Annotated in this window: 14 protein-coding genes; 8 read left to right on the forward strand and 6 right to left on the reverse strand. The window is 60.4% G+C overall.

Features of this window, described 5'->3' with window-relative positions; all coding sequences use genetic code 11:
- The first annotated feature begins 54 nt into the window (after positions 1-54).
- From I8E17_RS23460 to dhaL (I8E17_RS23480), 5 genes are all read left to right on the forward strand, one after another.
- Entirely contained in the window at positions 55-828 is a 774-nt protein-coding gene (locus I8E17_RS23460) for an SDR family oxidoreductase (protein ID WP_069615706.1), read from the forward strand.
- 34 nt (positions 829-862) lie between these two features.
- A complete protein-coding gene (locus I8E17_RS23465; RefSeq protein WP_069615581.1) occupies positions 863-1,855 on the forward strand; it encodes a dihydroxyacetone kinase subunit DhaK in 993 nt (330 codons plus the stop codon).
- A 14-nt stretch (positions 1,856-1,869) separates the two neighbouring features.
- Positions 1,870-2,511 (forward strand): dihydroxyacetone kinase subunit DhaL, encoded by a 642-nt coding sequence (gene dhaL, locus I8E17_RS23470; protein WP_069615582.1) that lies wholly within the window; start codon positions 1,870-1,872, stop codon positions 2,509-2,511.
- A gap of 133 nt (positions 2,512-2,644) precedes the next feature.
- Complete coding sequence (locus I8E17_RS23475; protein WP_083258342.1) at positions 2,645-4,741, forward strand: bifunctional sugar-binding transcriptional regulator/dihydroxyacetone kinase subunit DhaK; 2,097 nt, start codon at positions 2,645-2,647, stop codon at positions 4,739-4,741.
- Between the two features lie 55 nt (positions 4,742-4,796).
- Positions 4,797-5,453 (forward strand): dihydroxyacetone kinase subunit DhaL, encoded by a 657-nt coding sequence (gene dhaL / locus I8E17_RS23480; protein WP_069615583.1) that lies wholly within the window; start codon positions 4,797-4,799, stop codon positions 5,451-5,453.
- Between the two features lie 214 nt (positions 5,454-5,667).
- Here dhaL (I8E17_RS23480) and I8E17_RS23485 read toward each other — a convergent pair whose 3' ends face one another.
- Positions 5,668-6,654: an AraC family transcriptional regulator gene (locus I8E17_RS23485; protein ID WP_069615584.1), complete on the reverse strand. Its 987-nt coding sequence runs from the start codon at positions 6,652-6,654 to the stop codon at positions 5,668-5,670.
- Positions 6,655-7,040: 386 nt separating this feature from the next.
- Between I8E17_RS23485 and I8E17_RS23490 the strand changes: the two genes are divergently transcribed.
- From I8E17_RS23490 to I8E17_RS23500, 3 genes are read left to right on the forward strand one after another with little or no spacing between them, the layout of a single operon-like run.
- The gene (locus tag I8E17_RS23490) at positions 7,041-8,537 is read left to right on the forward strand and encodes a sugar ABC transporter ATP-binding protein (protein WP_069615585.1); all 1,497 of its coding nucleotides are present in this window, start codon (positions 7,041-7,043) and stop codon (positions 8,535-8,537) included.
- A gap of 16 nt (positions 8,538-8,553) precedes the next feature.
- Positions 8,554-9,624 (forward strand): ABC transporter permease, encoded by a 1,071-nt coding sequence (locus I8E17_RS23495; RefSeq protein WP_069615586.1) that lies wholly within the window; start codon positions 8,554-8,556, stop codon positions 9,622-9,624.
- 40 nt (positions 9,625-9,664) lie between these two features.
- A complete protein-coding gene (locus I8E17_RS23500; RefSeq protein ID WP_069615587.1) occupies positions 9,665-10,759 on the forward strand; it encodes a substrate-binding domain-containing protein in 1,095 nt (364 codons plus the stop codon).
- A gap of 59 nt (positions 10,760-10,818) precedes the next feature.
- On the opposite strand, the gene I8E17_RS23505 is transcribed toward I8E17_RS23500, so the two are convergent.
- The 5 genes from I8E17_RS23505 to I8E17_RS23525 form a co-directional block, all read right to left on the reverse strand.
- Positions 10,819-11,838: a LacI family DNA-binding transcriptional regulator gene (locus I8E17_RS23505; protein WP_069615588.1), complete on the reverse strand. Its 1,020-nt coding sequence runs from the start codon at positions 11,836-11,838 to the stop codon at positions 10,819-10,821.
- 134 nt (positions 11,839-11,972) lie between these two features.
- On the reverse strand, positions 11,973-12,305 hold the full coding sequence (locus I8E17_RS23510; RefSeq protein ID WP_004120191.1) for a hypothetical protein: 333 nt from the start codon (positions 12,303-12,305) through the stop codon (positions 11,973-11,975).
- The gene (locus I8E17_RS23515) at positions 12,302-13,189 is read right to left on the reverse strand and encodes an NAD(P)-dependent oxidoreductase (protein WP_069615589.1); all 888 of its coding nucleotides are present in this window, start codon (positions 13,187-13,189) and stop codon (positions 12,302-12,304) included. The genes I8E17_RS23510 and I8E17_RS23515 overlap by 4 nt, the downstream gene beginning before the upstream one ends.
- On the reverse strand, positions 13,186-13,728 hold the full coding sequence (locus I8E17_RS23520; RefSeq protein ID WP_069615590.1) for a gluconokinase: 543 nt from the start codon (positions 13,726-13,728) through the stop codon (positions 13,186-13,188). Before I8E17_RS23520 ends, I8E17_RS23515 begins: the two co-directional genes overlap by 4 nt.
- Positions 13,697-14,455 (reverse strand): SDR family oxidoreductase, encoded by a 759-nt coding sequence (locus tag I8E17_RS23525; protein WP_069615591.1) that lies wholly within the window; start codon positions 14,453-14,455, stop codon positions 13,697-13,699. The genes I8E17_RS23520 and I8E17_RS23525 overlap by 32 nt, the downstream gene beginning before the upstream one ends.
- Positions 14,456-14,540: the final 85 nt, after the last annotated feature.

Consider the following 14,540-nt stretch of genomic DNA (forward strand, 5'->3'; position numbering starts at 1 on the left):
GTGGCGGGGCGAACCATCGCCTCGCCGCACCCCGAAAACAGAGGCTTGAAAAAGATGACCGAGACATCCCCAGACATTGATTTGAACTTCCCGCTTTCAGGCAAGACGGCGCTTGTCACAGGCGGCGGCTCCGGCATCGGTGCTGCGGTCGCGGCTGCATTCGCCGCCAAGGGCGCGAAGGTCGCGGTTCTCGATATCAATGTCGACATGGCGAAGGCCAAGGCATCGGAAATCGGCGGCGGCGCTGAAGCATTCGTCTGCGACGTGTCCGATCCGGCCTCGGTCAGCAAGGCGGTCAGCGATGTCGTATCGCATTTCGGCGGCATCGATATCGCCGTCAACAGTGCCGGCGTCGTCTTTCTCGCACCCGCCGAGGATCTGCCGCTCGACAATTGGGACAAGACGATCAACATCAACCTCAAGGGAACGTTCCTGGTCACACAGGCTGTCGGTCGCGCAATGATCGCCGCCGGCAAGGGTGGCAAGATCATCAACCTCGCCTCGCAGGCCGGCACGGTCGCCATCGAAGAGCATGTCGCATACTGCGCCTCCAAGTTCGGCGTGATCGGCATGTCCAAGACCTTTGCCGCCGAATGGGGCAAACACGGCATCAACGTCAACACCATCTCGCCGACCATCGTGCTGACCGAGCTCGGCAAGAAAGCCTGGGCCGGCGAAAAAGGCGAGGCCGCCAAGAAGCGCATCCCCACGGGCCGTTTCGCCTTCCCGCAGGAGATTGCAGCCGCCGCTGTTTTCCTCTCGTCGGCCGGCGCGGACATGATCAACGGCGCCGATCTGCTGATCGACGGCGGCTACACAATTCTTTGAGCGCGAGCGCTCGACAATTTCGACAGGAGGGACCATGCAGCGGTTCATCAACAATCCCGATGAAGTCGTTGAAGATACTGTAAAAGGCTTCATCAAGGCGCATTCGGATATCGTCCGTCTGGCAGACAATCCGCGCGTCGTCGTCGCCAAGGATGCCCCGCATGCCGGCAAGGTCGGCGTGGTCACCGGCGGTGGTTCCGGCCATGAGCCGGCCTTCATCGGCTATACCGGCAAGAACATGCTGGATGCGGTCGCAGTCGGCGAGCTCTTTTCGTCGCCGACGGCCAAGAGCTTCCACGACGCCATACGTGAAGCCAACGGCGGCCGCGGTGTCATCTGCCTCTACGGCAATTATGCCGGCGACAACATGAACGTGAAGATGGCAACGAAGCTTGCCGCCAAGGACGGCATCGAAGTCGCGACCGTCGTCGCCAACGACGATGTCTGCTCGGCGCCACCGGAGGAGCGCGAGAAGCGCCGTGGTGTGGCCGGCGAAATCTTCATGTGGAAGATCGGCGGCGCCAAGGCTTCCAAGGGTGCAAGCCTTGAGGAAGTCCGTGTGGCCGCGCAAAGAGCGATCGACAATTGCCGCTCCGTCGGTATCGGCCTTGGTCCCTGCACTCTGCCCGCCGTCGGTCATCCGAATTTCCGGATCGAACCCGGCACGATGGAAGTCGGCATCGGCCATCATGGCGAACCCGGCGTTCGCGTCGAGCCGCTGAAGACGGCAGCGGAGATAGCCGAGGATATGTGCCAGATCGTGCTCGACGATCATAATCTGGCCGCCGGAACGGAAGTGGCCGTCCTCGTGTCAGGCCTCGGCGCAACACCGGTCAACGAGCTCTACATCCTCAACGATAAGATCGAGACGAAGATCTCCGAACGGGGATTGAAGATCTACAAGACCTATATCGGCAATTACTTCACGTCGCTCGAAATGGTCGGCGCGACGCTGACCGTGATGGCACTCGACGAGGAGCTGAAAGAGCTTCTGGACGTCGAGGTCGAGTGCACGACGCTGCTCTGAGGGGGGACGCACGCATGCAGACATTCAACAATGCAACATCGGGCGACATCGTCTTGGCGCTGGCTGACCGCATCGTCGAAAACCGCGCCTATCTCAGCGAGATCGATGGCAAGATCGGCGACGGCGACCATGGCGTCAACATGGCCAAGGGCTTCGGCATGGCCGCGGAACGCCTTAAGGGCAAGAGCCAGTCGCTGTCAGCCTCGCTCGATACGCTGGGCACGGTGCTGATGACCGAGATCGGCGGCTCCATGGGCCCGCTCTACGGCGTCATGTTCACCGAGATTGCCGAAAAGCTCGACGGCATCGATGCGATCGATAGCGCAGCCTATGGCAAGGCACTGCATGCCGGGCTCGAAGGTATCCAGTCGATCGGCTCGGCCAAGGTCGGCGACAAGACGCTGCTGGACACGCTGGTTCCGGCGATCGAAGCCTTCGATGCTGCGAATGTAGCTGGCAAGTCCTTTGCCGAGGCGCTCGAAGCATTGGTCGCCGCCGCCGAGGCCGGCCGAGATTCGACGCTCAATCTTGTGGCCAAGATCGGCCGCGCCAGCCGGCTGGGCGAGCGCTCGCTCGGCGTTCTCGACGCTGGTGCGACCTCCTGCGCCATCATCCTGAAGGAACTTTCCCTCGGCGCTCGCGCACGACTGCAATAACAGGGCTCTCCCAAGGCTGTGCGACCCCGTGCTCCACCACGGGGTCGCACGCCGCCCCTCCTCAAGAAGAAGCATTTGCAAACATGCGTCATTGCTTTCATCTTCAGGCGAAAACGGGAAATAGTGAATCATCATGACAGGCAAGGCATCTTCGGTCGGCAAGAATAATGCAAGCAAGGCGGGCGTGCCTGACGCAACCGACAGCATGCCGCTGCGCTATGGCGACGACCCTTACGTTTGGGCCTGCTGGCTCTATTATGAAGATGGCAAGACCCAGGGCGACATCGCCGAGATCATGGGCATTTCGCGGGCGACCGTGAACAGCTATCTCGCCGATGCCCGCAACCGCGGCATCGTCAATATCTCGCTCGAGCCATCCCGCCTGAGCTCGCTTTCAATCGCACAGGAACTCAAGCGCCATTTCGGCCTGCACGACTGTCTCGTGGTTCCCAGCGACGATGGTTCGCGGCCGCTAATCGACCGCCTTGGGACCGCTGGCGCGCAGGCCATCGCCCGCTTGCTGAAATCCGGCGACACGCTTGCCGTCGCTTGGGGCCGAACGGTTCTCGCGGTCGCTGAGCAGGCCAATGTGCCGAACCTGCAGGATGTTACCATCGTCCAGGCAACCGGTGGCACCCGTGCGCTCTTTGCCTACACGCCGGAACTCTGTGCCAGTGCCTTTGCCGATGTGACAGGCGGCAGGCTGATAAACATCACGGCCCCGGCGATCGTTTCGGCGCCTGAGGTTCGGGAGATCTTGTTGCGCGAACCATTGGTCGAGGATCAGTTTGCCACGCTTTCTAAAGCCAACAAGGCCATCTTCGGCGTGGCGTCGCTGCGACCGAACTCGACGGTTCACAGCAGCGGTTTCTTCGAGTCCGTCTCCCTGCAGGATTATCTGGCCAAGAATGCCGTCGGCGTTCTTGCCGGCCGTTTCATCGATGCCAAGGGTCTGCCGGTTGCTGGGCCGCTCGACGAGCGCACCATCGGCATATCCCTCGACATGCTGAAATCCATCGGGCTACGCATCGCCGTCGCCGGCGGCTTCGACAAGGTGCCCGCAATTCTCGCCGCCCTGCGCGGCGGCTATATCAATGTGCTGATTACCGATGCAGCCACCGGGCGCGGCATTCTGAATGCCGATGGCGTCACCGAATTCGATCAGAAAGCCCAGCAGCGTCCGAGAACGGACAACAGCATTGCCCTGCCCAGCAGCTATCGAACGCATATCAAGAAATTCCTCAACAATCCCGACGATGTCGTCGACGAGATGCTCGAAGGCATCGTCAAGGCACATGCCTCGCATATCGTGCCGATCAAGGGATCGAACCGCGCCCTGATGGCGCGAACCGGCCCGAGGCCGGGCAAGGTCGGCCTGGTGATCGGCGGCGGCACCGGCCACGAGCCTTGCTTTCTTGGCTATGTCGGCAAGGGGCTTGCCGATGCCGTCGCCATCGGCAACATCTTTTCTTCGCCTCCGCCAACCCCGATCCTCGAATGCGCCAAGGCCTCCTCCGGCGGCGAAGGCGTGCTCTTCGTCTACGGCAATTATGCCGGCGACGTCATGAACTTCGAGATGGCCGCCGAAATGGCGCAGGAGCAGCAGATCGACGTGCGCACGGTGCTGACCACAGACGATATCTCCTCCTCGCCGATCGAGGATCGCGAGGGACGACGCGGCGTTGCCGGCAATTTCTTCATCTTCAAGATCGCGGGCGCTGCCTGCGACAAGGGCCTGTCGCTCGATGCTTGCGAAGCAGTGACGCGCAAGGCCAATGACCGGACGTTCACCATGGGCGTTGCGCTCGAGCCCTGTTCCCTGCCGCAGACCCGACGCCATAACTTCGAAATCGGGCCCGACGATATCGAATTCGGCATGGGCATTCACGGCGAACGCGGCGTGACCCGCGAGAAGATGATGAGCGCCGACGAGATCACCGACCGGGTGATGGACCGGATATTCTCCGAAATGAAGCCGGTTGCGGGCGATCGGGTGGCCGTGCTCATCAACTCCTTCGGCGCGACGCCGCTGATGGAACTCTACATCCTGTTCCGCCGCGTCGAACAGAGGCTGAGCGCCAAGGACATCAAGATCGAGGCAAACTGGGTGGGACATTATTGCACGTCGCTGGACATGGTCGGTGCATCCATATCCATCCTGCATCTCGATCAGGAATTGACCGAAATGCTGAACCATCCGTGCGACACCTTCGCGCTGAAGGTCGGATAAAGCTATAAAAATGTGCCCGGCGACAACAGACATGGCCGGGACCGGGAGGAAGACGATGCCGGAAAAAGCCGCCCGCTGCCTGGGCACCATGTTTCAGCGCATATCGATCGCGATCAATGCCGAAAAAGACCGCCTCTCCGAACTGGATGGCGCAATCGGCGACGCCGATCACGGCATCACCATGTCTCTCGGCTTCATGGCCGTGAATGCGGAGCTCGCAAAGCTCGATCTTGCGCAGGCATCGCCCTCGGAGATCTTCTCCACCGCAGCCTCCGCCTTCCTGGATGCCGTCGGCGCCTCGACCGGCCCGCTCTATGCCACCGCCTTCCGGCGGGCCTCGCAAGCGCTGAAGGCGGATGAATCCCTCTCTCCGGCCTGCCAGGCCATGATTATCGACGAGATGCGGGCCGGCATCCAGCAGCGCGGCAAGGGCCAGCGCGGCGACAAGACCATGCTCGACGCCTGGATCCCCGCCGCCGAAGCCGCCATCGATGCGAAGGCAGGTTCACGCGATGTTACCGCCATGTGGAGCGCCGTAATCGACGCTGCCGAAGCTGGAGCGAATTCCACAAGCTCCATGGTAGCCGCCCGCGGCCGCGCGGCGCGGCTGGGGGAAAGGTCGCTCGGGCATATCGACCCGGGGGCGGCTTCGGCGGTGATTATTCTGCGGGCGATGCGGGATACGTTTGTGGAGGATAAGGCCGGCGGTTAAGCGATTAGGAGCCTACTAACATGTGATCTTGCCAAATTGTTCTCACCAATGCCCGCTCGATATTGGTTAGCCAGCTCTCGTCGTTCCGATTTTCAAGCTTGTCGATGCAATAACTAAATGTCCGGATGCTCAATCCGCTCCCATTCGTTGCAACGCTGTCTGAGAATAGACCGGGGTCGGCAAAGCAACTTCCTCGCGCAAGTAGATCGCAGCGCTATTCATTCCCGCGCCGAGGTTGCCTGACGGTCTCGGACGGCATCTCGCCGAAGGATTGATAGTAAAGTGCAGCGAAGCGGCCCATATGAGAAAATCCCCAATCGCGCGCAATGTCGGCAACCAGCCGCGAATGGCCCGAATCCATAAGGGTTTTGCGCGCACCCTGCAGTCGTATGTTCCGCAAATAGCCAAGAGGCGTTGTGTTCTTGAACTGCTGAAACGCCGCCTGCAAGGACCGCACGCTCGTTCCGGCTTCCCGGGCGATATCGGCCATCCTGATGTCTGCACCGGCATTGGCGTGCATGTATTCCATCGCGCGTTTCAACTGCCTCGGAATGGCCGGTGACGCCGGTCGCAGCAATTGCGCCGAGTAGTTGTGCGGGATGGTTTCAAGCAAAGCGATCATCATCGCCTGCAGGAGCCTTTCGATGAATGCGGCCGAGGATCGTTCTGCGCCGCCTGTCGCGAGATCCTGCCACAGGAGATTTGCAAGCGTTGCGATCTGCATGCCTTGCCCCGACATCAGATCGACCGGGCCGGTAAATTTCAGACCATCTCGAACCGGTGCGTCCAGCAACTCGCTCAGCTGCCGGACCATAGCCGGCTTCTCGAACGCCATACCCATATGACCGCGTTGTTCGAACAATGTCAGATGTTCAAAACATGACATATCGGCCAGCAGACCCCTGCCCGGCAGCGACTCCAGCTGCCGGCCTTCCGTCTCGATCAGCATCCTGCCAGCGGTCGGCAGATAAAGGCCGTAGGCATCGGGACCGCCGGACAATTTGACGCTCATGCCGGAATGACATTTGCCGCGCCAGATGCTGCAGGAACCGATCGTGTAGTGATGATCCACCACCGAAATTGTGCCGCGGCCATTGAGAGGCTCGACAATGGCGGGAAACAGGGTTCTCGCATAATGCGCCGTCATCTCCTCGGCATCGGCCTTATCGACTTTGAACACCGAGAGCGTCGCGTAGGTCAAATAATCCTCTCATGTGCCGCATCAGCGGATTATCCTTCAGACTTCAATTATAGCGCTGAAAGTAAATCCCCGCTCACATCTCCGCCTGAAATAAATGTGGATGATAAACAAAATCAATTCACCAAACAATAAATATTATAATTGCAACCATATGGATATATCAGCATTTCCTCACTGTATACGTTTTGATTATACTTATATTATTTCATAATATGATCCGACCTTCAGGAATATATTTTATACCTAAACCAAAACCTCGGATAATACGCCGACTCCCGTGTGCGTCGACGCCAAGTGCCTGAGTATTCCTCAGATGCCTTTGAACCACTTGACGGAATGTTATCGATAACATAGCCTCCTCTTATTGAAGCTTTGGGAGGAGCAGGATGGACAACGGAAAGCTGCTCGAATTTTCCGATATCACCAAGGAATTTGGCGGAACGCGCGCGCTGTCGAACGTATCTCTCGACCTGCAGCGGGGCGAAATTCTCGCGCTTCTCGGAGAGAATGGCGCAGGCAAATCGACGCTCATCAAGACCTTGGCAGGCATCTACAAGCCGGATGGCGGGCAGATCCTGTTTCGCGGCAAGCCCTATCATCATCGCCCGCCGCAACCCAATCAGCGCCAGCCGGTCGCCTTTATCCATCAGGATCTCGGACTGATCGAATGGATGACGGTGGGCGAGAATGTCGGGCTTGCGCAGGGCTATTCCCTGCGCAGTAAATTGATCGACTGGCGCGCCACGGAGCGGCGTACCGCCGAGGCACTGAAGCTCGTCGGCTGCGATTTCGATCCGTCGACCCGCGTGCAGGAGCTGACCCGCACCGAAAAGTCGCTGGTCGCAATCGCCCGCGCACTCGCCGTCGAAGCCGACGTGCTGGTGCTTGACGAGCCCACAGCCAGCCTGCCCGCCGATGAGGTCGAGAAGCTTTTTGCCGCCATCCGCCCGCTGAAAGAGCGCGGCGTGGCCATGATTTATGTCTCGCATCGTCTCGACGAGATTTTCCGTATCGCCGACCGCGTCGCCGTGCTGCGCGATGGTCAGCTGGTTGGCCAGAAGCCAGTCTCCGAGACGACGCCGGATGAGCTCATCCGCATGATCGTCGGGCGCAAGGCGGACCAGCTGTTCGTCAAGGCGGAAAGAAGCACCGGGCCTGCCATCGTTTCTGTAAAAGAGCTCACCTGCCGCGGCGCCGGTCCTGTATCCTTCGATATCCGACAGGGCGAACTGCTCGGTCTCGTCGGTCTGCGCGGCGCCGGTCAGGAATTGATTGGACGCGCGCTGTTCGGTTGCGAACCATCGCAGGGCAGCGTTCGCTTGAATGGGGCCGCACCCGACCTTTCCAGCACCGTCGCCGCGATGGCTTCGGGTATCGGCCTTATCGCCAGGGATCGGGCGGAAGAATCCGTCGCCATGTCGCTCAGCCTGCGTGAAAATACCTTCCTCAACCCCGGCGCTTCGGGACGAAGCCTGTTTTCGTTCCTGTCTCCGCGCCGCGAAGCGGAGGCCGCCTATTCCCTCGGCAGTCGCGTCGGTCTTAGGCCCAATGACCAGAACCTTGCCATCGAAGCGCTGTCCGGCGGCAATCAGCAGAAGGTCGTCGTGGGACGATGGCTGGCGACGGGTCGCAAATTGCTGATCGCCGAGGATCCGACCGCCGGCGTCGATGTCGGCGCCAAGGCAGACATCTATCGGCTGATCGCCGAGGCGGTCGAGGCGGGCCTTGCCGTTCTCGTCGTCTCCACGGATTTCGAGGAAATCGCTCACATCTGCCACCGTGCCCTGGTGTTTTCGCGCGGGAGGATCATGCGCGAACTCAGCGGTGCCGACCTTACAACACCGGCGGTCATCGCTGCCGCGTCTGCTTCCGACGCGGCCTGAACCGCAGGAGAACACTATGCAATCGATCGAATCCAACGCGCTCGAGCCGACCCGCGCTGAGCTCTCAGCCATGAGCCTCGGCCAGAAGATCCAGCGCCTGCTGCCTGTCTATGGCCTCGTCATCCTGACGGTCTTCCTGATCCTGCTTTTCTCGATTCTGCTACCGCAGACATTCCCGACGATGCTCAATCTGCGTTCGATCATTTCGGACAAGACGATCATCGCCATCCTGTCGCTGGCCGCGATGATCCCGATGGCGGCGGGGCGCATCGATCTGACCATCGGCTATGGCATCGTGCTCTGGCATGTGCTGGCGATCAGCCTTCAGACGATGTTCGGCCTGCCCTGGCCGGTTGCCGTCCTGATCGTCATCGCGCTTGGCGCACTGACCGGCTTTCTGAACGGCCTGCTGGTGGAGATTGCCAAGATCGACAGCTTCATCGCAACGCTCGGCACGGGCACTGTTCTTTATGCAATCGCACTCTGGCATACCGGCGGCCGGCAGGTCGTGGGCATGCTGCCGCAGGGATTTTATGCGCTGAACGGCACGATGGTCTTCGGCCTGCCGATCACCGGCATCTATGTCCTGGCGCTTGCCTTCGTCATGTGGATCGTCCTCGAATATCTGCCGATCGGCCGCTATATCTATGCGATCGGCGCCAATCCAAAGGCTGCCGCCCTTAACGGCATTCCCGTCCGCCGCTTCGTCATCGGCGCCTTCGTTACCTCGGGGACGCTTGCCGCCATTGCCGGCGTCCTCCTTGCCTCCAAGCTGCGCATCGGCCAGGCAAGCGTCGGGCTCGAATATCTTCTGCCCGCGCTGGTCGGCGCATTCCTCGGATCGACCACCATCAAGCCCGGTCGCGTCAACGTCTGGGGCACGATGATCGGCGTCATCATTCTGGCAGTCGGTATTGCCGGCATCCAGCAGTTCGGCGGCTCCTTCTATGTCGAGCCCCTGTTCAACGGCGTCACCCTGCTCGTCGCAATCGGTATTGCCGGTTACGCCCAGCGCCGCCGCAGCCACGCAGGACGCATGGCCCCGGCCCAGGCACCGCAACTTTCCGCCAAACCGGCGGAGAAATGAAGATCATCCGAAGTTCGAATGTCCAAAGGGAGGAGAAGACATGAACCGTAGACAATTCCTGCAGGCCACGACAGCGATCCTGGTGCTATGCGCCGGCAAGGCCTATGCCGATCCGTTGGCGGATGCGAAGGCCGTCGTCGATAAATATGCAACCCCGGTCACCAAATGGGACGGCCCGACGACAGGTCCGAAAGCACAGACCGGCAAGACCATCGTCGTGCTCGCGGGAGATCTCAAGAATGGCGGCATTCTCGGCGTGAGCAACGGTGTCGAGGAAGCGGCGAAGGCGATCGGCTGGGAGGTGAAGATTCTCGATGGTGCTGGTTCCATCGGCGGCCGTACTGCGGCCTTCGGTCAGGCGATAGCGCTGCAGCCCGCCGGCATCATCATCGACGGCTTCGATGCCGTCGAACAGGCCCCTGCGCTGGAACAGGCGAAGGCCGGCAAGATCCCGCTGGTCGCCTGGCATGCCGGCCCGGTGATCGGCCCCGACGACAAGAATGGTCTCTTTGCCAATGTCAGCACCGACGCCATGGAAGTCTCGAAGGCTGCTGCCGACTGGGCATTCGTCGATGCCAAGGGCAAGCCGGGCGTCATCATCTTCACCGACTCCACCTATGCGATCGCTATCGCCAAGGCCGACAAGATGAAGCAGGAGATCGAGCGTCTGGGCGGCAAGGTGCTCGAATATGTCGATACCCCCATTGCCGAGACATCGCAGCGCATGCCGCAGCTCACGACATCCCTCCTTCAGAAATACGGTGACAGCTGGACGCATTCGCTTGCGATCAACGATCTTTATTTCGATTTCATGGGTCCATCGCTCGCCTCCGCCGGTAAGAGCGGCACCGATGCGCCGATCAATGTCGCTGCCGGCGACGGTTCGCAATCGGCCTATGAACGCATCCGCGCCGGTCAATTCCAGAAGGTTACGGTTGCCGAACCCCTCAATCTTCAGGGCTGGCAGCTGGTCGACGAGCTCAATCGCGCGTTCGCCGGAGAAAAATGGTCCGGCTATCTCTCGCCGCTGCATGTCGTGACGGCAGATAATATCCAATCCGATGGCGGCCCGAAGAACACCTTCGATCCGGATAACGGTTACAAGGACGAGTATAAGAAGATCTGGGGTAAATGATCCCAATAACGGGACATGGCCTGGCTTAAAGAGTCGGGCCACTTCATTCGACAATACGACTAAACACGACGGCTGCTGTCACGCGCAATCAGTTGCGGCAAAATCCTGACATCGGGAACCGACTGAGCGCCATCGAGAATATCCAGGATCAATTGTGCAGTCCGCTCGCCGATCTCACGCGCGAAGGCGTTGATCGTTGTCAAGGTCGGCACGCAGACCTCGCCGATCTCATAATTGCCGAAACCGCCGATGGAAAAGCGCTCGGGGACGGGAATTCCAAGCCGGCGACATTCGGTGAGTGCACCGTAGGCGGCAAGATCCGAGACGCAGACGACAGCTTCCGTATCGGGATAGAGCTCGATCAGCTTCGCCATGGCATTGGCGCCCTCCCGCATCGAGATCGGCGGCGATCCGGCTGCAATCAGCCTGGAAGCATCGAGACCATACGCCTGCATCGCGGCGATGAAGCCAAGCCGGCGTTCGCTACCGCGTGAATCGCGCTGGACATCACCACCGATGAAGGCGATGCGACGACAGCCAAGCGCGACGAAATGATCGACCATGTCGCGCATGACAGCCCTATTGGAAAAGCCGACATAGTGGCCGATCGGATCGGTCGGGATATCCCAGGTCTCGATCACGGGAATCGCAACTGTCTGCAGAAGTTTGCGCGCCCGCTGCGTATGCGTGCCGCCGGTCACGACGATCGCCTGCGGTCTGCGACGGAGCAGCTGCTCGATCAGCCGCTCCTCCTCGTCGACATCGTAGTTCGTATAGCCAAGCAGGATCTGCATGTCCCGCTTGGATAAGGTGTCCGAGAGGCCGCCGACCGTATCCGCGAAGTTGGCATTGTTGATGGATGGAATGGTAACGGCAACAAAGCCGGACTTTTGCGAACGCAGGTTGGACGCCGTGCTGTCGAAGACATAGCCCAGCTCTTCCGCCGTTCGCAGGATCGCCTCGCGCGTCTCCGGACTGACCAGGCTATCGGCCTTGAAGGCACGCGACACGGTCATGGGAGAAACTCCCATGACGCGCGCTATGTCTGCCATAGTCGGCGTTTTGCGATCGTTACTCATCAATGGCCTATGTTATCGTTACCATCAAAGTAGTATGCCTCTTCACAGAATAGCAAGAGGCGCTTTCAGCTATGCCGAAAAGCGAGTAAATCGCCAGGGCGGGTCCGCGTCGGAAAGGGGTCGCCGCAGCCCCACTAGAGTTGGAACTCATGCGCCAGCGTCACATGATGATGGATGCGCCCCTCGAAAAAGCGCGAGAGAACCGCTTCCGTCGCCGCACGTGCCTCCGTGCGTACCGGGCTTGCAAGCGCCTTCTCCACGGCGGCCATATCCGGATAGTTCACCGCCAAGATCATCGGGAACTCCGGGGCGCCTTCGTCGCGGGCCTCGGCAAAGGTAACCCGCACGTCGAGGGCACCGGGAAACTGCTTCCACTTCGGCAGAATGGTTTCCATGACAGCCGTTCGAAACGCCTCTGCCTCCCCTTCCCTGACCTTGCCTTCGAATAATGCATATCGGGTAATCATCCGGCGATCTCCTTGTTCGGGCCTTTGAAGAATTCCATCAATGCCGCCTGATCTTCGCCGCCAAGCCCCGAAGCCGTCAGCATGCGGTGTATCTCGGCACAGACGGCCGTTAGCGGCATGGCGGTATTGGTCCTGCGGGCGAGATCCTGAGCGCCGTTCAGATCCTTGACCATGTTGTCGATTCTGCCGGTGCGGCGATAATCCTTGCTGACGTAGCGCGGCATATATTCCTGCAGGATGGCGCTGTCGGCCCTGCCGCCCTTGAGCGCCTGCGGGATTTTCGCGGCATCGACGCCGGAATCGAGCGCCAGTTGCGTCGCTTCGGCGACCGCGAGGAAATTCAATGCGCAAAGAACCTGATTGATGAGCTTCGTGGTCTGGCCCGCACCGACGGGACCCATATGCGTATAGTTCGAGGCCACATGGCGCAGGACTTGATGCGCGTCCGCGACATCCTGCTCACTGCCGCCGGCCATCAGCGTCAATTGCCCGATCAGGGCCTTTGGCGCTCCACCGGACAGCGGGCTATCCACCCAGCGCAGCCTCTTTTCCGCAGCCTCTGCGGCCAGGGCCTTTGTCGCATCGGGGTCGATCGACGACATATCGATGATCAGCGTGCCCGGTTTAGCACCTGCGGCAACACCTTCAGGTCCGAAAACGGCGGCATGGACGATCTTCGGCGAATTGAGGCTGAGGACGACGAAATCGGAAACGGCAGCAGCGGTCGCCGCACTGGCGGCTGCCGTGGCGCCTTTTGCGGTCAGAGCCGCGATCTTATCCTTGTCGAGATCGAAAACCGTCAGCTGATTGCCGGTTTCCGCCAGGCGGGCGCCGATCGCGCCGCCCATTGCACCGGCGCCGATCAGCGCCACCTTCCTGCTCATGATTGCGTCTCCTCCAATGCAATTAAGATAGCCGCCACGACTTGATCCAGCGGCTGATCGATATCGACGGTGATCGCCCGCTCGTCGGCGCCCGGCGGCTCCAGCGCGGCAAATTGACTGTCGAGCAAAGCCGGCGGCATGAAGTGATCGCGCCTTGCCTGCATGCGTTTCACGATAGTTTCCCTCGTTCCGGCGAGATGAATGAAGGAAACCGGCGCGCCGACGACCTCGCGGATCCGATCGCGATAAATGCGCTTCAGCGCCGAACATCCAATCAGCGCGATCTCATCCGGCAAGGTCAGGCGCTGACCGATCTTGTCGAGCCAGGGCCATCGATCGGCATCCGTCAGAGGAATGCCGGCGCTCATCTTGGCAACATTGGCCCGAGGATGAAGATCATCGCCATCGACATAGATGCCGCCAACGCGCGCTGCGAGTGCCGAGCCGACCGACGACTTGCCGCAGCCGCTGACGCCCATGATGACGAAGCGGCGCGGCAAAGCGCCATCAGAGCGAAGCCGTGATGCCGCCGTCGACATAGAGCACATGACCGTTGACGAAGGAGGAGGCATCGGAAGCAAGGAAGATACAGGCCCCGACCAATTCTTCGACGCGTCCCCAGCGGCCGGCCGGCGTGCGCTTTTCCAGCCAAGCCGAGAAATCGGCATCAGCAACCAGCGCTGCGTTCAATGGCGTATCAAAATAGCCGGGTGCGATGGCGTTGCATTGCAGCCCGTACTTCGCCCAATCCGTCGCCATGCCCTTTGTGAGATTGCCGACGGCACCCTTGGTTGCCGTATATGGCGCGATCGAAGGCCGCGCCAGCGCCGTTTGTACGCTTGCAATGTTGATGATCTTTCCGGCGCCGCGCTTGATCATATGACGGGCGACCGCCTGGCCAACATTGAAGACGCTCGATATGTTCGTGCGCAAAAGCCGCTCGAAGGCGTCGGCGGGAAAATCCTCCAGCGGCGTGCGAAACTGCATGCCGGCATTGTTGACGAGAATGTCGATCGCCCCCGTCTCGGCTTCGAACGCATCCACGGCTCGACGCGCGGCCTCGTGATCGGTGGCATCGAATGGCAGCACATGCACCCTGCCTGCAAAGTCTTCAGCCGCCTTGGCAAGCTTTTCCTTGTCGCGGCCATTGAGCACCAGTTCCGCGCCAGCCGCCGCCAGGCCCTTGGCGAGCGCAAGCCCGATACCTTGGGAAGAACCCGTCACCAGGGCACGCCGCCCTTTCAGATCGAAAAGACCAAGAGACATCGCCTCCTCCGTTTTTTATCTCGACATTGGTCGCCTCCCTTGTTTATGTTATCGATAACATTTGATGTCAAGGGAGGATGCGCAA

The organism is Rhizobium sp. AB2/73 (assembly GCF_020871915.1).
Classification (GTDB): Bacteria; Pseudomonadota; Alphaproteobacteria; order Rhizobiales; family Rhizobiaceae; genus Rhizobium; species Rhizobium dioscoreae.

What these genes read in the sequence shown, in the direction of transcription:
- I8E17_RS23460 (WP_069615706.1), top strand. Translation starts at nt 55, where the DNA reads ATGACCGAGACATCCCCAGACATTGATTTGAACTTCCCGCTTTCAGGC.
- I8E17_RS23465 (WP_069615581.1), top strand. Translation starts at nt 863, where the DNA reads ATGCAGCGGTTCATCAACAATCCCGATGAAGTCGTTGAAGATACTGTA.
- dhaL (WP_069615582.1), top strand. Translation starts at nt 1,870, where the DNA reads ATGCAGACATTCAACAATGCAACATCGGGCGACATCGTCTTGGCGCTG.
- I8E17_RS23475 (WP_083258342.1), top strand. Translation starts at nt 2,645, where the DNA reads ATGACAGGCAAGGCATCTTCGGTCGGCAAGAATAATGCAAGCAAGGCG.
- dhaL (WP_069615583.1), top strand. Translation starts at nt 4,797, where the DNA reads ATGCCGGAAAAAGCCGCCCGCTGCCTGGGCACCATGTTTCAGCGCATA.
- I8E17_RS23490 (WP_069615585.1), top strand. Translation starts at nt 7,041, where the DNA reads ATGGACAACGGAAAGCTGCTCGAATTTTCCGATATCACCAAGGAATTT.
- I8E17_RS23495 (WP_069615586.1), top strand. Translation starts at nt 8,554, where the DNA reads ATGCAATCGATCGAATCCAACGCGCTCGAGCCGACCCGCGCTGAGCTC.
- I8E17_RS23500 (WP_069615587.1), top strand. Translation starts at nt 9,665, where the DNA reads ATGAACCGTAGACAATTCCTGCAGGCCACGACAGCGATCCTGGTGCTA.
- I8E17_RS23505 (WP_069615588.1), bottom strand. Translation starts at nt 11,838, where the DNA reads ATGAGTAACGATCGCAAAACGCCGACTATGGCAGACATAGCGCGCGTC.
- I8E17_RS23510 (WP_004120191.1), bottom strand. Translation starts at nt 12,305, where the DNA reads ATGATTACCCGATATGCATTATTCGAAGGCAAGGTCAGGGAAGGGGAG.
- I8E17_RS23515 (WP_069615589.1), bottom strand. Translation starts at nt 13,189, where the DNA reads ATGAGCAGGAAGGTGGCGCTGATCGGCGCCGGTGCAATGGGCGGCGCG.
- I8E17_RS23520 (WP_069615590.1), bottom strand. Translation starts at nt 13,728, where the DNA reads ATGTCGACGGCGGCATCACGGCTTCGCTCTGATGGCGCTTTGCCGCGC.
- I8E17_RS23525 (WP_069615591.1), bottom strand. Translation starts at nt 14,455, where the DNA reads ATGTCTCTTGGTCTTTTCGATCTGAAAGGGCGGCGTGCCCTGGTGACG.